Genomic DNA, 23,087 nt, shown 5'->3' with positions numbered 1-23,087 from the left:
TGGGGAGCCCTTGTTCTTTGAGCCACCACCGAAAATTCCCTTGACAACGGGCTTTGAGCCTTAACTTGTCACCAATGTTTTACGAATGAATAATCTTAAGGAGGGAGAAGTTGATTTAACTGACTTAAAAAAATCGGCAAGTTTTAAAGCTGCTAGCTTACTACTTCAGCCTTTAGATGTACTGTTTAACCGGACAAATAGCATTGAACACGTTGGGCGAACTGCTATTTGGCGAGGACAAATTGAACCAGCATCATTTGCTTCATATCTTGTTCGCCTCATACCTGATCAATCAAAACTAATTCCAGAGTACCTCAATATTTGGCTCAATTTCCCTTCGACTCAGCTATTAATACGACGCTATGCAACACCGGGAGTTCATCAGGTAAACATCAACCCAACAAATCTTCGCAAGGTGTTGATTCCTTTACCTAAAGAAGTTTCGGAACAGCGTCGTATCGTTGAAATCTTTGGCTCGATCAACTCAACGATCGCACATACCTCCTCCCTCATCGCCAAGCTCAAGCAGATGAAGGCCGGCCTGCTGCACGACTTGCTGACACGGGGGTTAGATGAGAATGGGGAATTGAGGGATGCGATCGGGCACCCCGAACAGTTCAAGTCTTCACCACTTGGACAAATCCCGAAAGATTGGTATGTATTAGAAGTAAATCAAGTGTCAGAAGACATAACCTATGGCTTAACAGTTCGACCGCAATATATTCCTCAAGGTATCCCGTTAGTTTCTACAAAGGAATGCTTTGACGGATGGATTGATTACGAGAATGCTAATAAAATCTCTGAATTTGATTATAGAGCGCTGAGATTTCGTAGCATCCCCAAGCCAGGAGATGTTCTATTCACAAAAACTGGAACAGTAGGCAGAGTAGCGACAATCAAATTTGGTGACCCAAAAAGTGCTTTATCACAAAATGTTGCTTTAATAAAACCAAAATCCGATATTATCATACCAGAGTTTCTAGAATTATCTCTTAAGTCTGAAAGTATTCGTCGTCAAACTGCCGTTGGAATTACAACATTAAGTATTCCTGATTTACAACTGGCAGTAATTGGAAAATTTTTATTGCCTATTCCACCTAAACCAGAGCAGTCACAAATTATTATCCGCATCAACTCTCACAACTCCCGCATCCGGAAAGAAGAAGCCTACCGCGACAAGCTCAAACTCCAGAAAGAAGGACTGATGCACGACTTATTAACTGGAAAAGTGCGGGTCAAAGATGCCGATAAATTCACCTCTGCAAGTGATACAGTTTAGCTAGTCGTGGGATTTTCACCCATTAAATGAGAGGGAATATCAAACCCCAGACTGGATTAAAAGCGCTTGTGGCTGAAGTTCAGCACTTAGGCATTACTTCGATTGCCATCTCTGCTTTAGGGTGCGGTAACGGTATGTTAGACTGGTTAAGCTGTTGCACATTTAAACTGTGATACAAGCATTGCCCTTATTTTTGATTTTGCGACCCCATTTAATTATTAATTGCCCTGCATTTAAGAGGCGGTGCAATAAATACTCTAGCTCTTCAATAGATGTAAAAAGTCGATTGGCAATATATTCTTTTGCCGAATGCCATACTAATTCAATTAAGTTATAGTCTGGGCTGTATTCGGGGAGGAATTCTAAATGAAGATTAGGCATTTCTGTTTCAATTATTTTCAGGTACTCTTCTTTCTTATGAAAACTAGCATTATCCAGAACAATCACTATTTTCGCTCCTTTTTCAGCAAAGTCTGAGGCTTGATTACCTGCTGATACCCATTCATTGATTAGCTCTTCATAAAAGAGTTTTAGCACTTGATAAAAATTATATGAATTGCCTTTTTTTAGGAATTCTACCCACCTTTTTTTATCCGAATTCCTCACTCCTCCCATTACATTAACTCTGCCTTTTCTTCGGTCTCCTCTGACCTTTTTTCGGCTTCCTTTTTTACACCAGTTCTTTCTTCTGGTGACTCTTAAACTAAATCCACTCTCGTCCCAAAACCATAGCTGTAACCGTTCTGGCGATTCTTTTTCTATTTTTAAATATTCGGCTATCTTTATTTTAAACGCTGTTCTTTTTTCGGGATTTCTCTTTGACTCCAAACTATACTTTGCCCAGATGTAAACATACTTTTTTTGCTTTAATATCCTCCGAACTTGGACTCCACTTAATTTTATCCCTGTGGATTCCTCTAAGTATGTTGCTAATCTCTGCGCTGTCCATCGTCCAAAATCATATCCTAGTTCTTGAGGGTCTTTTTCTATAGTTTTTAATAATATCTCTATATATTGCTCGGTGGCTTTTTTGTGATTTCCCTTCATCCTTTCATCTATTAGACTTTCTAGATTGTCGGGGTCTCCCTTCATACACCAATAAGATACTTTATTTATTGAACAACCCAAAAACTCAGCGATTTTAGATTGTGTTTTTCCGTCATTGAGCAATAATAAAATCAGAATTCTTTCTCTGACATTTGCCTTTTCTTCCTCTTTTAATGCTTTCTGTAGTTTCTCTATTTGTTGGGGAGTGAGATGTTTTTTGGCTGGCATTTTTGTAGAGATTGACTAAACTTAATTTTTATTATACCCTATTTAAAGGTACAACAGCTTAGAAGTAAAGCCCCGGATTGAATCAGCGTTTGTTGAACTGCCAGAGGTAAAGGCGATCATATTGGAGCCTATTACTTTTTAAGCAGATAAATAGGAGAAGATTGCAGATGTGTATTCTTGAAGACACCCCAATTCCAATCACAGTTGTAGTTGAGGGAGAAGAGGTACAACTTTGCTCCTACAAAGTGAGGTCGGTACATCGACGGCACGGAAATACTAACAAATGTATTTGGACTATCTCTATTGAAGAAGAGGTAAATTGTTTCAAGGATTCAGTGTTCAAAAACTGGTTAGAAAATAAAGAAGGATGGGGTTTAAAAATTAATGCAACAAATGGAGGTTTAGAGCAAGTCGGTGTGTCAGAGATAAAGGAAGGGCTGAAGATTGCAAAATTTGTTGACACTAATTCAACTAATGAGTGGCATGGATATCCAGCCGACTATTGCAGAAGAATTAATGATAAACCATCTCTAAAAGTCCTAAACGATTGGAGGGACAAGGGGATCATTAGTAAAACTCAGATGGGCAAAATTACACGAGGCCAGAAATGCAACCTTTAAAAATTACTATATATGGTGACTTTTGGGACTGTCAGATATATAAAGGAAGACTCTATCTTTGGTATACAGATGGTTCTGTGGGTGTATATGACTGGGACAAGCTCGTAGAAACAAATTTTAGCAATAGAGTTGATAAGCAAGTTCTCAGATATGCCTTCACCAGGGGTAACTCTCTTTATAGAGATGAGCGATCTTTTAAAAACACCGATTTTAAAAAAAATCTTCTAACAAAATTTTTTAATGCTTCTAACAAGGATTTATCTATTCAATTGGAAATGCTAAAAAATTTTGAATATTCTAAGCAAGATGATCCTATGGGCGAATTACCTACTGATACTTGTATTTATGACACTACCCTTTTTGCAATCAATGATTTAGGACTCTATAGCGCATCTATTCATAAAAAAGAGCTAAAATTTGGTATTAGTACCAGCTCGAAGAAGTTGTGGGATTGCCCGTTATTTTCTATTAAGGCTGCTAATCGTTCTCTAGCTATGGCAGGAGGAGATCAAGGTGTTTTTGAACTTCATCTTGACAACTACTATGGTGATTTATCAATGCTAGAGGAAGTCAACAATAGGATTTATAAAGTTAGTGATCATCATTCATCATTAGTTAATTGGTCTTTTGCAAGTTTATATAGTTCATCTTATGTTGATTCGGGTTTTTTAGCAGCTTTTGGTTGGAATAAACATAAAGAAGTGGAAAGACCTGAAAGAATATTTAAAAAGCTAATACCCGACTCAGATATTTTTAATAAATCCGGATTTAGCTGGGGTTCTCAGGAAAAGATCTATCTAGCTAACTGCAACACAATAGAAGTTGTTAAATATACTCAAAAAAATGTAAATTTAGAAAATGAAAATAAAGCTTTTCAGCATTTGAATTCAATCACTTTTAAGGAAAATTTAGGAAAAGTAATTAGTGGAGGCATAGCTTACTTTGGTGTCATTATTGAATATGATGATGCTCTTCAAGTTTTATGCAGTGATGATACTCTAATTATTTTACGAGAGTCAGTAGCTAGATGGAGAGTATATCCTCGATCAAAAAGATATGAAAATCACTTACACGTAATTTACGAAGATCGATTAGTAATATATTCTTTTAATCATGATTACTTTGTCGATCAAATTCATAAGGTAAGAGGAATTCAGTATAGGGAAAAATAGAAACCCTCATAGGATATCTGAAAAGTAGAAAAGCTCTTATAACGGAAGACTTTGGATAGTGTAAATACAGTTCAATAGTGGTTTAAAAGTAATGCCCCAACAAACCCCTGAGTATATTTATGTTGAAAAGCCAACCATCGACCAACTTATCAGCATGGGTTGGCAGTATATCGAAGGCAGTTGGGATAATCCCCAAGTTACTGATCGCGAAAACTTCAAGCAAGTCTTAATTGGCGATCGTCTAAAAACCGCCATCAAGTGCATCAACCTCGATGACAGGGGCAATCCTTGGCTCGATGATACCCAAGTCAATGCCGCCGCGAGTCAATTAGAGCGTCTGGGCGCACAAAGACTAATGGAAGCCAATCAAGCCGCTACAAATTTACTCCTCAAAGGCACCACTGTTCAGGGACAAGACGGCAAAGATCGCACCGTCCACTTCATCGACTTCGAGCATCCCCAAAATAACGACTTCCTAGCCATCAATCAATACCGAGTAGACCCCCCTGGGGCAACAGGCAAAGGGGGGTTTATCGTCCCGGACATCGTGCTACTCGTCAACGGCATCCCCCTCGTCGTCATCGAGTGCAAAAGCCCCAACCTCGATAACCCCATCACCCAAGCAATCCGCGATTTGTTGCAATATTCCAACCAACGGGGAAGCAGCCAACCGGAAGGGGCAGAAAAGCTATTCCACTACAACCAGTTAATGATAGCTGCCTCTAAAGGACGCGCAGTAGCAGGAACCATCGGCGTGAATTACGAGCATTATGTCGAGTGGAAAGACACCACTCCCTGCCCCAAAGCCAAAATTGCCGCAGAACTCGGTGTTACCGAACTCAATTCGCGCCAAATGCTCATCGCCGGGATGCTACAACCCGCCAACCTCCTCGACATCCTGCGAAACTTTACCCTCTTCAAAACCAGCGACAGACGCACGATTAAACTCGCCCCCCGTTACCAACAATATCGGGCAGTCCACGAAGCAATTAGGCGACTTCTCCACAACCCAAGCCACACGCAACACGGCACCGATGACCAACGTGGTGGAATCATCTGGCATACCCAAGGCTCCGGCAAAAGCCTGACAATGGTGTACCTGATCAGAAAAATTCGCACCATCCCCGCCTTGCGTCGCTTCAAGATAGTCGTCGTTACCGATCGCACCGACTTAGAAAAACAACTGTCCGATACAGCCTTCCTTACAGGCGAACCCTTACAAAAAGCGAAAAACGTCAGAAAGCTAGAAAGCTACCTCAAACAACCCGGTGCTGGCTTAGTCTTCGGGATGATTCAAAAATTTAAAGGTGGTGAAGACTCAGAAGAAGAAGAAAAAATTGAGCCTATGCCAAAAAATCTCAATCCTTCTGAAGATATATTAGTGCTAATTGATGAAGCGCATCGATCGCACGCCAGCACCCTCCACACGAACCTCTTGACAGCATTACCCAATTGTGTCCGAATTGGTTTTACTGGTACTCCGATCGTCCAATCTGCCAAAAAAACAACTAAGCAAATTTTTGGTGATTTTATCGACCAATACAATATCCGCCAATCTCAAGAGGATAAAGTTACTTTACCCATTCTTTATGAAGGGTTAGAAGCCAGAGGTGTAGTCACCCAAGGCGATGACCTAGATAAACTATTTGAAATCGTATTTCAGGATAAAACCCCAGAAGAACGGGCGCAAATTAAAGCTAAATATGCGACTAAAACCCAAGTCTGCGACGCGCGAGAGCTGATTAAAGCCAAAGCTAAAGATATGCTGCGCCATTATTGCGATCGTATCCTTCCCGGAGGTTTTAAAGCGCAAGTTGTCGCCTCAACTCGCCTCGCCACCGTCCGTTATCAAGAAGCATTTTTAGAAGCACAAAGAGAACTGGTGCAACAACTAGAAACTCGCGCCCCCATCCTGCCAACTTTCGACACTGAAACCCTAGAAAACCTGGAGGATGCAGAAACTCGCTTTCTCGCCCAAGCCTTACCACATTTAGAAACAATCCGCCGCCTAGAATTCGCCGCCGTCATTTCTGCCGATAAAGATGACGACCCCAACTGGAAAAAGTGGACTGATAAGAGTCAACAAGAAATCAATATTGCCAAGTTTAAAGATCCTTTAGCCAAAAACAGTTTAGCAATTTTAATTGTTAAAAGTATGCTATTGACTGGATTTGATGCGCCGTTAGAACAAGTTTTATATTTAGACAGAGGAATGAAAGAATATGAACTATTACAGGCTATTGCCCGCGTTAACCGCGTTCATGATGATACTAAAGAATATGGCTTAGTTGTAGATTATTACGGCGTGAATCTAGCAGAAGCTTTAGCAATTTACGAAAAGGTAGATACAGAAGCCGCTTGGTTTGATATTCGGGAAGAGTTGCCTTCATTGCGAGATAAACACCACCGACTCATCAATTTATTCAGCCAAAGCGGTTGCACGATAGACGATTTAGACGATTGTGTTGACGTGCTTAGGGACGATCGTCTCAGAGTCGAATTCAACAATTATCTTAAAGACTTTCTCGACACCTTAGACACAATTTTACCCCGTACCGAAGCCCGTTATCCTTATAACTTTGTCAAAGATGCCCAAAAATTGGGTCTAATTAAAAAATCGGTTGCCGACCTTTATCGAGATGAAAAACTAAACATTGTCAGCGCCAAAGAAAAAGTCCGGGCATTAATTGACCAATATATTGAATCCCAAGGTATCGATCCAAAAGTTCCGCCTATTGATATTATGTCTCTGGACTTTAAAACTCACGTCCAGCGGCATCGGTCAATTAAAGCCCAAGCAGCCGAAATGGAATTCGCCGCCCGCCACCACATTGATATCCACTATGATGAAGACCCTGTTTATTACAAAAACTTGAGCGATAAACTGGAAGAAATCCTCGCTTCTTTCGCCGAAAACTGGCAAGAAAAAGTAGAAGCTTTGCGGAAATATATCGAAGAAATCCAAACAGGTCGCCAGACCGATGAAACCGGGTTAGACCCGAAAACTCAACTGCCATTTCTGAATATTTTAGGCGAACATTCTGACAAAAACCTCACCGAGCTTGCAACACTAACCGTCGAAATTGTCAACCACATTAGGCAAGAACTTCGACGGGTAAATTGGGACAGACCTGTCGTTCAAGAAGATTTAAGAAAGTGGATAGCCGGGTATTTAGATGATAAGGATGCAGTCAATTACGAACAATTAGAATCAGTAGCCGATAAACTGGTACAACTTGCCCGTAAAAATCGATCTCGCCTAATCTTATGACAACGCTAACCTTTGGCGACCTTTCCTTTGAATTACGCCCGAGTGCCAAACGCCGCACCATTGGCATCACCGTCGAACGAGATGGTCAATTAATTCTGTCAACTCCCCCACAAGTGCCAATTGAAACATTAGAAAAAGTCGTCAACGAGAAGCGCTTATGGATTCACAGTAAACTCATTGAGAAAGAATCTTTCAATCCTCCCACCCCTGCTAAAGAATACGTTTCCGGGGAAGGCTTTTACTATCTGGGACGCAGCTACAGCCTCAAACTGGTGGATGGCGTGGAGGGAAAGCCACCTTTGAGATTGTATCAAAGTCGTTTTGAATTGCAGCAAGAAGCGCAGGCGCAGGGGAGAGAAGCTTTTATTCGATGGTATTGCGCTCGCCTTTCGTCGATTTTAGATACACAAATTGCTGCTTTGGTCGATCGCCTCGAAGCTTCTCCCCGTTCCGTGCAAGTGCGAGATTTAGGCTATCGCTGGGGTTCCTGCGGACACAAGGGAGATTTATATTTTCACTGGCGAGTGGCGATGCTATCGCGATCAATGATTGAGTATCTGGCGATTCACGAAATGGTGCATTTGATTGAACCGCACCATAATCATGCGTTTTGGGATAGAGTCGAGCAGATTTTGCCCGATTTCGAGGAACGTAAGCGCTGGTTAGCTGAGAATGGCGTGAATTATGACCTTTAGCGAATCACAGGCCACGACGGTATCTATCTCTAGATTGGTGCCACGAAGTTAGAAAACTAGCATTGAGAAGCCGATGAGTTCACACTGCATTTGACAAAGCTTCGCTTCCACCCTCAGCTCACCCAAATGTGGGAGAGCTTTTTGTGTGATAGGGCCGAGGCACTTACAACCGAAAAGCCCTCTGGCGTAATATTTTTTATTTTCTCTGACTACTAATAAAAGGTGTGAAATTGGCAACGTCTCCCCGATAAACCCACGGAGTTTACTGCGCTCATCCATGCAGCCACACCAAGATCAACTTCGCATCCGACTCCACTTGGAGTCACGGCGGTGTGGAAATTTGCGAGACGCTTTAGCATAAGTTACGTTATTTGTCAAGATCAGGCAAAAAAAATTTATGGCTCTGCCCACAGATGAATTTTCCCTAAATTTTTTCTTGACATTCGCAGATATAACTCATAACATTAGTAGTACCTCCTACTTTTTTATAGTAAGAGGTACTAAAAAGAATACTTGGCTAAGGAAAACGCTATGCACATTACCTATCATGCCGGTCAAAGAATGAATCACCGTGGTATCACAAAAGAGATGATCGAACTCACGATTCAATATGGAGAAGTTCAGGACGAGGTGACAACTTTGAGCCGAGATGCCGCAACGCGCTTAGTGGCTGAACTTCAGCGCCAGGTGAAGATCGCCAAGAAACTAGAGGAAACAAGGTTGGGCCGAGATGCAGCAACACGCTTAGTGGGCGAACTTCAGCGCCAGATGAAAATCGCCAAGAAAGTTCTCGACAAAGGCGGTCTTACCGTTGTGATCGCTTTTTCCGCTCAGAGTGTAATTCTTGAGGAAACCATCATTCTTGATGAAACTATCCTCATTACTACATACAACTGCGCCCATCCGAAGAAGAGTAGAAAGTGGCAAGGAAAGAAAAATAAATTCCGCCTATGTAACCAGACCGAACGGGTGTTTAGATTTCATAATAAAACTTAGATATTTTAAAGCCCCTTTAGGGGCTGCAAACCTCTTGTTCGCAAGGGAAAGAACCTAATGATCTAATAAAAAGGTTTGAAATTCTTGAAATACTAGATTTAGGCTCCTTCAAGCTAAAACTCTTTGTCTATCTACATTTTAAGCCAGTTAAACGTTAATTTTTGTCTACATCCCGATATAAGGAAATACCATGAAAAGTGAATATATACTTGGGCAAATGCTCGACATCTTTCGAGGCAACCATCATTTTACGACAGACGAGAACACTCAAGTGGTTCTGCAGATATTGGCGTGGGCAAAACTTTCGCTAAACGAAAGTCTTCCCTCCGATCTACAACTGACTAAAAATTCAAGACTCACCACTTCTACAGAACTCTTCAATAGCTTTAAGAGGCTCAGTGAATGCCCAGAGCTTGGTGAGAACAAAGCAGCGTTCGAGAATATCGCTTATTTGCATAGGGATATTTCTCCGGGCGTATTTGTAGAGGCGCTCGATTTCGCGCTCGATTCCGCACACAAAAATCTGTTAAACTCTTTCGACTTTCCTGAAGACTTTTACCTTTCGTTTCTATCTCATGGATCGCCCATCCCGATAGAAGTAATCAAAGTTATGTCCGCTCTGGCGGGAGACCTGAAAGGAAAGAGGGTTTACTGCCCCTACGACTCCCTTTGCCTTATTGCTCGTCAGGTTAGTAAACAAGATGGAATTCCATCAATAGAAACACCTTGGGTGTCTCCTATCCCTTGGCTCATAAGCATCCTTACGGATGCAAATATCCGCACTATAGTCACTAGCGATCCCCTTCAAAGACCAGCCTTTCTGAAGGAAGGCAATCTTCAAAAGTTTGATTTCACTATTGCATTTCCACTTTTTGGACAAAAAATTGATATCGAAGTCTATAAAAGAGACTTATTCAATAGGTTTAAAGAACCAACCTCATCAGGTTCTGTTCTTACCCTGTACCACATAATCGCTCAAACAGAAGGAAAAGCCATTGTCGCAATACCAGGTAGCATCCTCTTTAGTCGTGGAGCTGAACACTTGTTGCGAAAAGATCTACTTCAGCAAGAAATGATTGAGGCGGTTCTCAGTATGCCAGCAGCCCTACTGCCTTTCACCCCAATTCCATTTTCAATTCTCATACTCAATACTCGGGGTAAAGCCTCCACAGTGCGCTTTGTTGATGGAGCAGCAGAGCAATTTTCAACTAGAGATGGGAGAAACCGCTCTAAGCTTGTGAACTGGGAATTATTGCTCGAGATTTTCCATAATAGCAACGATGAGGCTATCGTAGCTAACATTCCAACTATAGATATCCTTCTTAAAAACGATGCAAACCTTGAAGTTTCTCGCTATCTCTTACCTCCAGCGCAAAAGGTAATTCGGCATCTTTTGAGCAAAAACGAGACTCGGAAACTCTCTGATCTGGTTACGTTTCTTCGTCCATCAAAACCTCTACCAAAAAATGAAACCGAAGGAATTCCAGCGCTTGAGGTGGGTGTTTCGGATTTTCCCAACTATGGCTACCTCACAACTCCTGAGAGGCGGGTATTGCTGTCACCAAAAGTCTTTAATTCACAAGAGGGAAAAAGCTTTTTGTGTCCCCGTGACATTATTATTTCGATAAAAGGAAGCGCAGGGAAACTCGCTATTATTCCCGATAATGTACCTCCAGTTGGCCCTAATGCTTGGGTAGTAAATCAGTCTTCGTTAATTATGCGTCCACAGGGTAGCATAGATCCACGGGTTTTATTTATGTACCTCTGCTCTGATGTTGGAGAAACACTGCTTAAGGCGATTATTTCAGGGGCAACTGTCCCTCTCATACAGCTACAGCACTTAAAAGATGTAGAGATTATCGTTCCCGATGCGGCAAAAGCGGAAAGCATTATTAACACATTTAAGGAACAGGTTCAGATACAGGATCAAATCAACAAACTTCAGGAAGAGCTACAACATTTGAGTAAATCCCACTGGAATATCTCCTCATCTACTAGAGGTTAGTAGTAGCCAAAATTTTAAGCTGATAAAGCTTTTGATGTTTGCATCACAATCTACTTTATATTCTTTTCCTCCCCATTTTTAGCTAAATCATTTGAATGAATCAGAACGGGTTTCCAGCATCAATCCGATCGCAGTGGTGCGATCGGATTGATGGGGTCAATGAGGAGCTTGCCTCAAAAAGGCTTGCACGCTTATTCGGGTATTCGAGAGCCTGTAAGGGTTTTGGGGCGTTTTTTGCCCTCTAAAATTGAGGAGTGTCACTTCACCAACTGTGGTAACGAAAGTATTAATGGTAAGATCGATCGACTACATATAAAAACTGTAGCTGATCTGTGGCTCATCATCAGCAGCACCTAAATATTTCATAACCTGACCGACTTTTCGAGCACAAGCCAGCGTAATTGGATACTTTCCATCAAATTGAGTGTTGTTCCAATTCATTTTGGTTAAACCTAAAATTTCCTGGCAAATTACGCCAGGTGATTCATCCGACTTGACAACTCGAATCTCCAAAGGTTGTGGAATATACTTTCCTGTATAGGTTCTGTAATGTTCAACCGAACCCCGGGTGTACAGCAAATGATTTTCCTCATTCAATTCAATATGAATACCTCGGTATGATGGATATTCATTTCCACGTAAGAGGCGTAAATCACTGTCAAGAATAGTGACAAAATCCACCTTGCGAACTCGCATTTCTTTTGCTGCTGACTCAAAGCCATCAAGTTCTTCATCACTGTATTTTGAGGATTTATGCAACACAAGCCGCGCTGGAGAAGTATCTAATGCAGTTTCATACTCAGCTAGAGCACGCTTTAAGAGGTGATAGGCTTGTGCTGCTTTCAAATGAGGTATTCGATCACTTTTATCGATATTAACCGGGGTTCCTCGCAAAATTACATTATTGCCTAATTCATCAAAAATTTGGGCTAAACTCGTGTTCAACACCTTGCGATCGCGACTTCGATAGAATCCTATCCCAACAAAACATACTGAGGGGCGATTGATATTGGTAACCAGCTTCCAAGGAACCGTTCGGTTAGTTTTATAATAAATAGCAGTACAAAAGTTCCAGGCTTTTGTAGCATCATCCTGCTGACCTTTTACATTCGACTCTAACGAAGCTTCTCTAATAATTTGCAATGGTTTTCCAAGAGACATTGCTTTAGCTTTTAGCGCCCGTCTAAAGTTGACTTCTAAAACATCGTCTTCTCCATCTTCTTCATTTTCTAAAGTTTCTACGACGGGAATTATTTCTGGCTTATAAATTTTGTCATATAGTCGAGTGGGGATAACACAGGTTATAACATCAATCACGCGATTTTGAGCCAAAAATTTAGCTTGGCGATAGTATAATTCAACTGCTGCATAAACTCGTTCATTCCAATCTTTAATCTGAACGATCGCATTAATATCTGAGTTATTCAGTACCCTAGTAATTTCTTCATCAATTACTAGGAGTGCTTTAAATCCAAAGTCGGATTTGAAGCCACAAAAGGGAACAAACAGGTTAGGTTGACGACTGTCTGGTTTAGCAGGAATGAATTGAGAACACTTCTCTAACCAAGTATATAATTTGGATAGCGTATCACTGGTTCCCACAGCGCCAACTATAACTCGTTCACGTCTGATTTTAAGTTTCGTATCATAAACGTCATAGTTAGTAATACCTGTTCTTGGACAAAGGTGAGAGCCTTGACCAAATTCTAATAAAGGTTCTTTAATGTAGTGTAATTTCATAAGTCGAAGGATAATGCTGTTTGCTCCCAATCATTAGTCTTAACACTGCCGTTCCTTGGTGATTTTGGATTCCACTCATCATCATTAAGTAGCGGAGCATTTTCAAAGGTGATGAGTTCACCAAACCCTAAAAAAGGGTAAGGATATCTAGTAACAAAGAGATCGGAAGATTTCTCTGTTTTTAAGAAAGCTACAATAAACCGCAAATGATTATAAACGTTTTTATTATTCTCCTCTCGCTTCAACCAATCGAGCTTATCTTTAGCATAGAAGGAACGTCGATATCCGTCGAAACTGAAAAACCAGTCTGGGATAATAGTAAGATACCAGCTTTGACTAAATCTCCGATATTGTGTATGAAATGCTTGGTGCTTACAGTAGGAAATTTCATCGGGCTTATTATTCTTCATTACCCGTTCGTAAACAGTTCGAGTACTCTTTCTTTCACCATACCATTCCTCTTTCCGTATTGGGTTCCCGTCAAATTCTACAAAAATGAATTGTTGCTCTTGATGCTGCCAAATAACATTTTGACGATATAACTTTTGTTGTAAGCATCGTCTTAACAAGGATTTGAAGACATTTTCAAAGTTTCGATCGATTTCGTAAAACTCCTGGGACTCAAGCGAGATTGTTGTTCCACGATCGACGATTGCCGAAATCGGTATGTTATCATCCTTTAAATCATGGAAAGTTACGATTTTTCCTTCATGACAGATCCAATCTACCCCAAAAGCTAACCCTGCTTGCTCAAGAGCAGCACGCGCAACATCTCGTGTTGAGGCATCTTTCTTGAGTTTGTTTTTATAATCTTTGGACTTTTCAATAACTTTTTCCCGCTCAACAACTAAATCTGAAATGTATAGCTCTTTAGGGAAGAATAATTCTAACAGATTGAGGTAAACCGTCTCTGTACCTTGAGCATAGTGTGAGCTAGAAGTTGTAACTGGAACTTGACTTTTATTCGATCCAGTAAATTCGCTATTCCATTGTTGAGAATCTAGACTGCCTATTTCTGCAACGATAACGCTGAGTTTTTGTTTAGTCTCCAAACCGCTAAACTCACTATCAGCCATGTTATTAAGAAATCTTAAAAGTTGTGTTTTTCCTTCATCTAATATAAGTTCTATTAATTCTGAAACGAAAACAAAGCTGCTTTTCTCCAGAGAACTCATGCGGGGAATCAGATAATCAAACCCTGTGAAATTCAAGAGAGCTTTGCGCTCTCCAAAGCTTTGAGTAGCTGGCATTTTTACTAGAATCGGTAGCAATTTATCTGAGAAATTTATAGTCATTGAAATCTAAATAATTGTAGAATCTCTCCGAAACTAGGTAGTCGATGCTGCGACCTTAAGCATATCTGCAAACTCTGAAGGTAAGTCAGCTAAGATACTTGTTACCAGAATACCCTCATTTCTAAAGTAACGCTGCTGGGTGGCCGGTTCAGGAATATTACCTCCAGCGTGGTGGAGGGCAAGAACCTCCCAGCCATCACTAAAAACTGGTGAACCAGAAGAGCCATTCAAGGTAGAGGTTATATATTGTATTATATTGCCACCTACATATTGAACAAAATTGTTTTGCAGTGAAATTTGCTTGGGTTGTCCCAATGGGTGTTGAATAATATTGACTCTGATACCCCTACTAATCGCCCTAGGTAGTAGTGGTAACCACCCCCATTTTCTTCCAGGTTCTCCTTCGATTTGAACTAAAGTGTAATCCAAGGAGCCATTAGTATGAAATACCCCATTTGGTTTGGCGCGATACTCATCTATCTGTTGAGCTTCTCCTTGGAAGGTCTCTTCATAATTAAAACGAAAAATTGAATTTGTAAGTAAATTTGAGATGGGCAATACATGATTGTTGGTTAACAACAAATCTGGAGCCACGAGAAACCCTGTACCTGACCAACGTTTTTGGCTCGTCTGTACCCCAACATAGGCAATTGACCGAGATACCTGAAGCCCTTGGCGCAAGAATGAGATTGGACGTAGCGTATTTTCACCAATTATTTTCTCTAATACATCTGTAGTGGTTTCTGTCCCTCGCCAATCGTGGATGTTAGGTAATGTTGCGATTGGAGTCATCATGTCATACTTGATCAGCAACCTATCCAAAGAAGCTTGCTGCTGCACTCCTACCACACTCTTCAGGGTATTCAAGAAAAGCCCCAGGACCTCGTGCTCGAAATTTAAACGCCCGTACTTTGACAGATAGCTAACGATCTCACTAACTGCAACAAATGAAGCACCTGAAAAATCGATCATTGGTGTCAACTGTTTCAAACCAGCTAGCTCCAAAAGTCGCTGGCGCGCTCTCTCCGTGGCTAGTTCTGGTATATCTTTTAGTAGAGTTATTAATTGTTTACAGTCTTCAGCTTCTAAATTGACCATATTTTTATTAGTCTTTCAACAAAGAAGCCTCTTTGCTGAGAGGGGTAAAGGATAACGGTGCAAGCCCTCACCCTTAACTAAACCCAACAAAATACAGAAGGCTTCCTCTTCCAGAATAGCAAAGCAAATGCCAATAGTATGGTCGCAACTAACTATTAATCCTCTTCAGCCATCTTCAGCAATGTTCCTGTCATACATAACTGCTGAATCAACTATCTTAATTCGTAAACACGTTAGTCAGTTTACGCTCATAGTATCAAGCTGTCTTACAAGCGGGGTTAGCCAGCACACCCCATTAACACATCCAGGACTAAACCCCCAGTCACATAGCAGCGATGAGTGCAATCGCCCGAACAATATCTCCCGCTCCGTAACCCCAGCCGAGGGAGCAAATTTTTGGAGCCACATCTCGCTCATTCGCTATTCGCGAATGTAGAATAAAGCAAACCGCAAGCGATCATCGCCAGTTATGCTCAAACCCCAGGATATTGTTGCCGTAAGTAAGTCGGTGCGAAAGTTTATAACTATGTAACAAAAGATTAAGTAACCAGCTGGGAGCTAAATTTAATGCGTTTTGTAGGGTAGTTTCCTTTTTTTCCTCTAGCTTCTACCCCCTTAATTACGGCATAAGCCAGCTCTAATTCATCTTCAAACATTTTTCCTGCCAGCTCGTCTTTTTTGATATGTTGCCACTCCAACTCTATCGGATTCATTTCTGAACAATATTTGGGTAAAAATAAGATATATAGACCCTGGCTTTCCCACTTAGACCATAATTGTTGAACTTCATGACATCGATGTATCGGGCCATTATCCTGTACTATTACTCTGATTCGTTTACTATGAGCGGTTTCCTGGGCTTCTGATTCCATCATTCTGATATAAGCTTTTCGATCGACACCCCCTATTACTAAACCGTAAACACAGCTTAATTCATGTTGAAAAAGTCCTAAAATACTTAATCTCCGACCACGCCTCTTCGTTTGTTCTAGCCGTTTTTGCTGTCCTCGTTTGTAATAAGTGTAACTAGGTTCGCTCCACGCACAAAATCCTGATTCATCTAAATATTTTAAGTCAATTTCTCCCGCAGCAGCCGCCCATTCCAGCATATCTAGGTCTGCTTGTTTGATTTGGCGTACTGCACTTTCTTGTTTTCCTTTGTGGCTCTTCCTCGCTCATTTCCAAATAAACCCTTTTTTTTTAGTATTCGTCTTAATCGATCCGGACTTAGTTTAATAGAACGCTCTTTTTCTAATTTCTGGGCTAATTGAAGGCTGTTGTACGTGCGTGGTTCATTTTTGAGGCATTCTGTTAAAAACTCTATGTCTTCTTCTTTCCATTTCGGTTTTCCGCCTCGACCCGGTAATTCCCAAAGCCCTTCCATGCCTAGTTTTTGCCATTTATGTAAAACCTCCCTCACTGTTTGTGGGGTCCAATTAAAGTGAGTCGCTATTTTTTCAACGTACCAGCCATGTGCATTTAATCTAATTACTTCGGCTCGGTCTTTGACTTTTTGTGGAACATCCGTAGTTCTCAGTTTTAATAGAGTTTTATCTTGCTCTTGACTGAGAAATACCCTTAATCTAGCGCCCATAGATTGAGTTACCTTAGTAGACGTATTCTCTATGTTTACTTATCTTAACATAGTTTTGTTTTTTCTCACCGACTTACTTACTCAAAGTCCACAGTTGGTCTGGATCGAACTAGACTTACAGCTCCCTCGCTCAAAGCTTGGGTGTGAGCGCATCCGAAGTTCACGGCACTCTCTTGAGATGCGAAGCTGCAGGTCTGTATGATCACTCGGATCGGAGGATAGGGAAGCAAGCACTCCTAACAAAACTTTATTTACTATTTTTAAATAAAAATAATGCACCTCATGAATGCGGTAATCCTAGGTGTCAAGGCGATCGCGCTCTTGCTGGCTATCGGACGAACGATTCCCTCGCCATCATCGACATCAGCCGGCTGCTTCGCTTGCAAACAGGAGGGCAAGGCGCGATCGCGTCAGGCATCCGCCGCCGATACTCAACAGCACCAACTCGAATGTGTCGTGCGATGCTCGGCTCCATCGTAAAGGCGGCTGCCCTGTACACCAATTGGCTCGCTCTTGGCTTCAATATCGACTCACGCGAGCGAGTGTACAGCGAGCGTCAAAGTCCAAACTGCCCCCGCCCGACTTTCGAGCCTTGGCTGTCGAAAGTGAACGATCACTAACTTCAACTCCCAAGAATTCCTATGGCACTCTTGCAAAAACCATAAAAACCATAAATTGATTATTTTTACCCCCCCTATAACGTCTATTTGACATGGCTTGCTATGCGACTACCGTACTTATTACGAGGATTGAGGAGGATTTACAAGGGTCTAAAATACAAAAAATCGTGTTAAAAGCAACAATTATTTACAAAAGTGATAAGCATTTATACTTAAGATGAGGCTAAAAGTAGGAAATAGGAGGTGTAATGAGTAATAAATGTGCTATTTTTTCCTCTTTTTTCCTCCTTTTTTAGCCCTCTAAAATCCGCATCCAGGTCAAATACGGTTTTTACAAAGTAAAATAGCTCTCAATCAAAGGGTGGGTGGGTGGCATTGACACTCTCAGGGCTGAAGCCGCTGAGATTCTTAAGAAATTGCGTTCTTAATATCCCTATTGCTAGGGTTCCCAAACTCAGCACGTTTGCTCGATTTGAGCGTACTGATATCTTTTGGGCGTTTAGGCGACGATGCGCCAAGTTTCGCGGAGTCCCCGCGTACTATTGACAAAGCTCTATCCCTGATGGTTTTTGCCGCACCGATATCGGCGTGTTCGTGATAGCCGCACTGATTACAAATGAATTTTTCATTTTCTCTGTTGGCTTTTTCAGTGTGTCCACAGTTCCGGCATTCTTGGCTGGAATATTTAGGATTAACTTTAACTACTGTCTTGCCCTGCTTCGCAGCTAGATACACGACTTTCAACCCCAAATTACCCCAACTCGCATCAGAGATGGCTCTATTTAAACCTTTCTTTCTGGATTGACCATTTTTCAGAAATCTTCCATTTTTCTCATCGGTTTTCGCTTTACAGCGACGCATTATCCCAGAAATATTCAAGTCTTCAATAGCTATGATATCCACTTTGCGAGATGCAATTTTGTGGGCAACCTTCCATTGATAAGCTTCGCGCTTGTCGCTAATCTTTTGGTGGAACTTACCGACTCTAATGGCTGCTTTCTTGCGGTTCTTACCGCCTTTAACTTTACGGATAACCCGTCTCTGTCTAATCTTCAGAGTACGTTTAGCTTTCTTAGTGGTTGAAAACTTAGGGTTGTCTATTTGGTAGCCATCGGAGAGATGAACCAGTTTAGTAAGCCCTAAATCAATACCTAAAACTTTGGGTTTGTCCCCGATAGTTTTGGGTGTGTGCTCAGGAATAGTTGAGTCTTCGATTCTGACAGAAATATACCAACCATTCTGACGCTTTTTTACCGTACAAGCTTTGATGGTAAAACCGTTGGGAATGGAACGCGAATTATGAAAGCGCATCCATCCCAGCTTAGGTAAGTAAATTTTATTGCCTTGGATTTTCACACCCATTGTGTAAGTAAAGGACTTAAAATTACTGCGGTTTTTGAAACTGGGAAAGCCTCGACCGTCAAAGAAATTCTTATAGGCTGTGTCGAGGCGTTTAACGTTCTGTTGCAGAACCGTCGAATCTATACCCGCGTACCAAGGGCGAGAAACCTTCAATTCAGGTAACGCAGTTATCTGAATATCTCCGGCACTTCTACGCGGGTTTCTTATCTTACCTTCCTTATCTACTTTTGAGTTTTTCCATGGGTTGCCTGTTGCACCATTTTTGCTCACAAAGCAGGTTAAGGGACAAGCTTTGGAGTGAGTTCTAAGATCGCAGTAATCCCCTTGAATAAACTGCTGATTGTACTGATTTATTCGGTCCTTTAAGCTCCAGTTGTACTGACTTCGCAGCATATCAAGCCAAGCGGACATTTTTATGTCTTGGGTTTGATTTGAGCGTAGTTTATAGACGTAGTTTGTTAGCACTCGGTTTCCTTACCTCCTGGCTACTACTATAGCATCCATCTCAGGGAATATACATTAAGAACTAAGAAAGATTCACGGCGGTTAAAACCGCGTCCCGCTTTCATCTCAGTTCTAAAGACTCTGAGTTTTCCGCTTGGGCTGTGTTATAAGCTTCCCCACTCCTCATTCTAGGAGTGGGGAAGCGGCCCTTAACAGGCTATTTTTGACATTCTTAGTTGCTCAAGTGGCTCAATCCAAATCATCAATGTCGTCGTCAGCAACATCCACTTCTTCATGCACACTTTGCGAGCTTGAAGCGACTCCGCTGCTCTGACGGGCGAGCCGTTGATTGCGAATGCCCCGATGCTTGGCGCGGCGATCGCGGATTGCATCCATATCGGTCAATCCGTATAGGATGCGACCAGCACGCATCAATTCCTTTAAAGGTGTTTCGCTGTAGTCAGCGCGAAATTGGGCATTATGTGTCTCCCAATCAAATTCGCCGCCGTTAAAACGAGCAACGCTTGCCAGTTCCCGACCTGATTCTTCTCTCAAAACTTCTAGTACCATTAGGCGAAGTTTATCGTTGTAACTAATGCACTTGTCGAGAGCTTTTATCTGAGTCTTATGAGCTTTAGCGGTATGGGTTGCATTAGTCTTTTGAACTTTTTCAGTGACTCTCATTTCTCAATCTTCCTGAATTCAAGTTTGTTCATATACACAGCAGCAATCGCTGCCTCTTTAAGTTTAATTATTGGGCTTAACTTTCACATAAAATATTAATAACTGTGTTTAAAACTAATTAAGTTGAAAGTAATTAATACTTTAACTATTTCCATGTAAGCTGAAATTTGATTAAATACTAATAATATTAATAAAATAAAAAACTCTACTCTACCGTTTTTAGGTAGAGCAGAGTTTTACATATTCAACAAGAGCGACGGTGAAGGAAACTGTAAAATTTGAGCGAGGGTGAAAGATTATTCTAAATCTTCGTCTTCGTCCTCATCTTCATCAGCATCATCTTCCTCATCTTCTTCCTCGGTATCGAAATCATCTTCGCTGTCTTCGTCCAAGTCTTCTTCAGATTCATCTGTTTCCTCATCTTCATCAGCATCAAGTTCATCTTCCAAGTCATCCACATCATCGGATTCATCCTGCTTGTTATAGCTGTTGCGTTTAGCAAGCGATTCTTGATTGAATTTGACAAGACCTTTAATTGCTTCTTGCGCGTCAACCTCGAAAACGTCGTACAGTTTGGCCATCACAAGAGCAATGACTTCAATATCGTGGCGCAGTGCATCAGGTTGACCGAATAAAGCTGGAAACACTTCATTATTCCAACGCTGCCAGTTCATCGTTTTGCCGCGTTTTTTCAACTGAGCAGCAATATCCAAACCAAGTTTTTCTTTGGTAGCGTGACCCACCTTAGTTTGGAGGCGTTTTTCGCGCAGTTGAATTTTGACTCCAAACTTTTTCAGAATGGTAGTTCGCACGCGGTCTAGAAGTGCGTCTGCTTGCTCTTCTACAGTGAGTGTCGAACGGCGACTGACCTGCGATTGTGTAGCTGCCGCTGGGCTCTTTGACTTAGCAGCACCATTGCTTTTGCCATTCAAAGTCACCGCTCCATTGGATGGGCGAGAGTTATGGTTTTTAGCTGTTGTTGTAACCATGAAGTTTGATTTAATTAAACTACTTCACGGCTAACAGCGCCGTTAGGCGCTCTCAAATTTCATCAAATTTATAATTAGTTTTTTTTTTAATTATGGCTATTAATAATTATTTATAAAATTATTAGTTTAAACAAAATTGATGTAATAACATGGTGTAATTACTTTGCAATCAGCCGAAATAAATAACTATGTATATTCAGTAAATTAGGTAAATAATTCCTAAGAATTAAGAGGATGTTTGACTGCTGTAGAACTGTTGGCTGATGGCAACGCTCGACCGTAACCTATCAATGAGAAGAGTACCTTTGAATATTTCTTGCCGTTGAATTTATGCGTATCCTCAATGACTGGCTCAGTTTGGCGCAAAGAGGCATTAAGATTGTCGGACTGGAGTATTACACGCCTGACCGAATCAGAGTATTAGCACAGTTTCACAATTGGGGGCAGGAACTGCATTTGCCTGTTTTCTTTTGGAACTCTGGGTACAGTTGCTTGCAGGAAATTGTGAGTTGGGACGGTCAGTGCATCTTACAAAATACTGACTTGCACCCAGATTCTGACGTGCTTCAGTTTCTATTAGAGAGTAGGAGAGAGGGAATTTACATTCTTGAGGGAGTGTTAGATTTTGACGAATCCGGTCAGGTGAGTTCGCGTCTGGGGTTTCAACTGGCAAATGCTTACTATCACTCATCTTGGTCTGCTGCTCCTCAGTTTTGGGTGATGCTGGAAAACTACATACAACTGCCGATGAACTTGCAGCCTTTGATTCCCGTACTGACGACTCCATTACCGTCCCGAGTTGCAGCGCAAAAGGTGGTGGAGTTGTTTTGCGATCGCCATCCTGGGCTTGATGACAAAAGTGACGAGGTATTGCAAGGTGCTTTGGTTCGAGCTTGCCAGGGGTTGCCCCAAGGTGAGATCGAGTTGATTTTGGAGCGATCGCTAGCTTTTGCTTCGACTGTGGAGGAAATAGCGCGGTTGGTGCTCGACCACAAGGTTAACAAGTTGCGGGGGCGAGGCCTAGAATTTATTGCCGAGGCAGATGTGCCGGATGCAGGTGGTTTAGACTTGCTAGAGGAGTCGCTGTCAAAGGTGGCTTCTCTGTTGAGTCCAGAAGCAGAGAAATACGGACTCAAATTTCCCAAGGGAATGATTCTCTGGGGGCCGCCGGGTACGGGCAAAAGTCTGAGTGCTAAACTTGCGGCTAAGAAGATGGGAGTACCGCTGTTGGCGGCTGATTGGGGTTCGATTGTCGGTTCTTCCAGGCCTGATTTAGCTTTGCGCGAATTGCTGGAACTGACTCAGGCTTTAAGTCCTACAATTCTCTATTGGGATGATTTTGATAAAGGTTTTGCAGGGTGGGATTCCAATGCAGATGGCGGAGTTTCTAGGCGGTTATCGGGGAAGCTTTTAACGTGGATGCAAGAGCATCAATACCCAATTTATATCGTGGCGACTGTTAACCGTTTGGGGATGTTACCGCCGGAATTAATTCGTCGCTTTGATGATATTTTCTTTGTGGATTTGCCTCACGAAGGGGCCATGTATGAAATTTTTAATCTTCATCTCAAAAAATATTTTCCTGAGTTCCGCAATGCTTGTATTTCGCCTTGGACGGATGATGAGTGGCGGATTTTATTGAGGGATTACAGGCTTTGTACGCCAGCAGAAATAGGCAATGCTGTGAGAAAATGTGCTGAAGAGATTTACTATCGCGATCGGCTACAAGGGAAACAGCCTGATGAATTGAAGGTGACTTTGCAGGACTTGCGACATCAGCGCTATCAGTTTACGCCGTCGATGCTTCGCGATGAGGAGCAGATTCTAGCGATTCGCAATCAAGCGAGTTATGCTAGATCGGCTAGTGGGCCGGATCGATCGCGATTTTCTATTCCGTTACAGGAATTGTTTGGGTAGTATCCACGAGGAATAGAGTTCTTAACTAACT

16 protein-coding genes and 1 pseudogene are annotated in these 23,087 nt (G+C 41.7%); 9 read left to right on the top strand and 8 right to left on the bottom strand.

Going from position 1 to position 23,087, the window contains the following annotated elements:
* Positions 1-85: 85 nt before the first annotated feature.
* Entirely contained in the window at positions 86-1,279 is a 1,194-nt protein-coding gene (locus QT996_RS21620) for a restriction endonuclease subunit S (protein ID WP_333048800.1), read from the top strand.
* A 162-nt stretch (positions 1,280-1,441) separates the two neighbouring features.
* Here the strand turns inward: QT996_RS21620 and QT996_RS21615 are convergent, their stop codons facing one another.
* Positions 1,442-2,554 carry an IS630 family transposase gene (locus QT996_RS21615; protein WP_333048799.1) on the bottom strand — a complete coding sequence of 371 codons (1,113 nt, stop codon included), beginning with the start codon at positions 2,552-2,554 and terminating at the stop codon, positions 1,442-1,444.
* A gap of 167 nt (positions 2,555-2,721) precedes the next feature.
* Here QT996_RS21615 and QT996_RS21610 point away from each other — a divergent pair, with 167 nt between their 5' ends.
* The 6 genes from QT996_RS21610 to QT996_RS21585 all read left to right on the top strand — a co-directional run bounded on the left by QT996_RS21610 (position 2,722) and on the right by QT996_RS21585 (position 11,313).
* Positions 2,722-3,174 (top strand): hypothetical protein, encoded by a 453-nt coding sequence (locus QT996_RS21610; protein ID WP_333048798.1) that lies wholly within the window; start codon positions 2,722-2,724, stop codon positions 3,172-3,174.
* Positions 3,162-4,346 (top strand): hypothetical protein, encoded by a 1,185-nt coding sequence (locus tag QT996_RS21605; RefSeq protein ID WP_333048797.1) that lies wholly within the window; start codon positions 3,162-3,164, stop codon positions 4,344-4,346. Before QT996_RS21610 ends, QT996_RS21605 begins: the two co-directional genes overlap by 13 nt.
* Before the next feature lie 91 nt (positions 4,347-4,437).
* A complete protein-coding gene (locus QT996_RS21600) occupies positions 4,438-7,617 on the top strand; it encodes an HsdR family type I site-specific deoxyribonuclease (protein WP_333048796.1) in 3,180 nt (1,059 codons plus the stop codon).
* Complete coding sequence (locus QT996_RS21595; protein ID WP_333048795.1) at positions 7,614-8,312, top strand: SprT family zinc-dependent metalloprotease; 699 nt, start codon at positions 7,614-7,616, stop codon at positions 8,310-8,312. Before QT996_RS21600 ends, QT996_RS21595 begins: the two co-directional genes overlap by 4 nt.
* Before the next feature lie 531 nt (positions 8,313-8,843).
* Positions 8,844-9,308 (top strand): DUF4258 domain-containing protein, encoded by a 465-nt coding sequence (locus QT996_RS21590; RefSeq protein WP_333048794.1) that lies wholly within the window; start codon positions 8,844-8,846, stop codon positions 9,306-9,308.
* 190 nt (positions 9,309-9,498) lie between these two features.
* Positions 9,499-11,313, top strand: coding sequence for an N-6 DNA methylase (locus tag QT996_RS21585; RefSeq protein ID WP_333048793.1), 1,815 nt, complete (start codon positions 9,499-9,501; stop codon positions 11,311-11,313).
* 306 nt (positions 11,314-11,619) lie between these two features.
* Here the strand turns inward: QT996_RS21585 and QT996_RS21580 are convergent, their stop codons facing one another.
* The 4 genes and pseudogenes from QT996_RS21580 to QT996_RS21565 all read right to left on the bottom strand — a co-directional run bounded on the left by QT996_RS21580 (position 11,620) and on the right by QT996_RS21565 (position 17,040).
* A complete protein-coding gene (locus QT996_RS21580) occupies positions 11,620-13,053 on the bottom strand; it encodes a hypothetical protein (RefSeq protein ID WP_333048792.1) in 1,434 nt (477 codons plus the stop codon).
* On the bottom strand, positions 13,050-14,303 hold the full coding sequence (locus tag QT996_RS21575) for a hypothetical protein (RefSeq protein WP_333048791.1): 1,254 nt from the start codon (positions 14,301-14,303) through the stop codon (positions 13,050-13,052). Before QT996_RS21575 ends, QT996_RS21580 begins: the two co-directional genes overlap by 4 nt.
* Positions 14,304-14,381: 78 nt before the next feature.
* Positions 14,382-15,446, bottom strand: coding sequence for a trypsin-like peptidase domain-containing protein (locus QT996_RS21570; protein ID WP_333048790.1), 1,065 nt, complete (start codon positions 15,444-15,446; stop codon positions 14,382-14,384).
* Positions 15,447-15,985: 539 nt separating this feature from the next.
* Positions 15,986-17,040 (bottom strand): annotated as a pseudogene (locus tag QT996_RS21565) (IS630 family transposase).
* Positions 17,041-17,183: 143 nt separating this feature from the next.
* Here QT996_RS21565 and QT996_RS21560 point away from each other — a divergent pair.
* Complete coding sequence (locus QT996_RS21560) at positions 17,184-17,660, top strand: hypothetical protein (RefSeq protein ID WP_333048789.1); 477 nt, start codon at positions 17,184-17,186, stop codon at positions 17,658-17,660.
* Positions 17,661-18,068: 408 nt separating this feature from the next.
* Here QT996_RS21560 and QT996_RS21555 read toward each other — a convergent pair whose 3' ends face one another.
* From QT996_RS21555 to QT996_RS21545, 3 genes are all read right to left on the bottom strand, one after another.
* Entirely contained in the window at positions 18,069-19,487 is a 1,419-nt protein-coding gene (locus QT996_RS21555) for a transposase (protein ID WP_333048788.1), read from the bottom strand.
* Between the two features lie 228 nt (positions 19,488-19,715).
* Positions 19,716-20,150, bottom strand: coding sequence for an aminoacyl-histidine dipeptidase (locus QT996_RS21550; protein WP_333048787.1), 435 nt, complete (start codon positions 20,148-20,150; stop codon positions 19,716-19,718).
* A gap of 296 nt (positions 20,151-20,446) precedes the next feature.
* The gene (locus tag QT996_RS21545; RefSeq protein ID WP_333048786.1) at positions 20,447-21,139 is read right to left on the bottom strand and encodes a hypothetical protein; all 693 of its coding nucleotides are present in this window, start codon (positions 21,137-21,139) and stop codon (positions 20,447-20,449) included.
* 330 nt (positions 21,140-21,469) lie between these two features.
* Here QT996_RS21545 and QT996_RS21540 point away from each other — a divergent pair, with 330 nt between their 5' ends.
* Positions 21,470-23,056, top strand: a complete 1,587-nt coding sequence (locus QT996_RS21540; protein ID WP_333048785.1) for an AAA family ATPase — start codon at positions 21,470-21,472, stop codon at positions 23,054-23,056.
* Positions 23,057-23,087 lie beyond the last annotated feature (31 nt).

Origin of the sequence: Microcoleus sp. S13C4 (assembly GCF_036700865.1) — a bacterium.
GTDB lineage: Bacteria > Cyanobacteriota > Cyanobacteriia > Cyanobacteriales > Microcoleaceae > Microcoleus.
This window is presented reverse-complemented; position numbering and strand designations above follow the sequence as displayed.

What these genes read in the sequence shown, in the direction of transcription:
- QT996_RS21620 (WP_333048800.1), top strand. Translation starts at nt 86, where the DNA reads ATGAATAATCTTAAGGAGGGAGAAGTTGATTTAACTGACTTAAAAAAA.
- QT996_RS21615 (WP_333048799.1), bottom strand. Translation starts at nt 2,554, where the DNA reads ATGCCAGCCAAAAAACATCTCACTCCCCAACAAATAGAGAAACTACAG.
- QT996_RS21610 (WP_333048798.1), top strand. Translation starts at nt 2,722, where the DNA reads ATGTGTATTCTTGAAGACACCCCAATTCCAATCACAGTTGTAGTTGAG.
- QT996_RS21605 (WP_333048797.1), top strand. Translation starts at nt 3,162, where the DNA reads ATGCAACCTTTAAAAATTACTATATATGGTGACTTTTGGGACTGTCAG.
- QT996_RS21600 (WP_333048796.1), top strand. Translation starts at nt 4,438, where the DNA reads ATGCCCCAACAAACCCCTGAGTATATTTATGTTGAAAAGCCAACCATC.
- QT996_RS21595 (WP_333048795.1), top strand. Translation starts at nt 7,614, where the DNA reads ATGACAACGCTAACCTTTGGCGACCTTTCCTTTGAATTACGCCCGAGT.
- QT996_RS21590 (WP_333048794.1), top strand. Translation starts at nt 8,844, where the DNA reads ATGCACATTACCTATCATGCCGGTCAAAGAATGAATCACCGTGGTATC.
- QT996_RS21585 (WP_333048793.1), top strand. Translation starts at nt 9,499, where the DNA reads ATGAAAAGTGAATATATACTTGGGCAAATGCTCGACATCTTTCGAGGC.
- QT996_RS21580 (WP_333048792.1), bottom strand. Translation starts at nt 13,053, where the DNA reads ATGAAATTACACTACATTAAAGAACCTTTATTAGAATTTGGTCAAGGC.
- QT996_RS21575 (WP_333048791.1), bottom strand. Translation starts at nt 14,303, where the DNA reads ATGCCAGCTACTCAAAGCTTTGGAGAGCGCAAAGCTCTCTTGAATTTC.
- QT996_RS21570 (WP_333048790.1), bottom strand. Translation starts at nt 15,446, where the DNA reads ATGGTCAATTTAGAAGCTGAAGACTGTAAACAATTAATAACTCTACTA.
- QT996_RS21550 (WP_333048787.1), bottom strand. Translation starts at nt 20,150, where the DNA reads ATGAGAGTCACTGAAAAAGTTCAAAAGACTAATGCAACCCATACCGCT.
- QT996_RS21545 (WP_333048786.1), bottom strand. Translation starts at nt 21,139, where the DNA reads ATGGTTACAACAACAGCTAAAAACCATAACTCTCGCCCATCCAATGGA.
- QT996_RS21540 (WP_333048785.1), top strand. Translation starts at nt 21,470, where the DNA reads ATGCGTATCCTCAATGACTGGCTCAGTTTGGCGCAAAGAGGCATTAAG.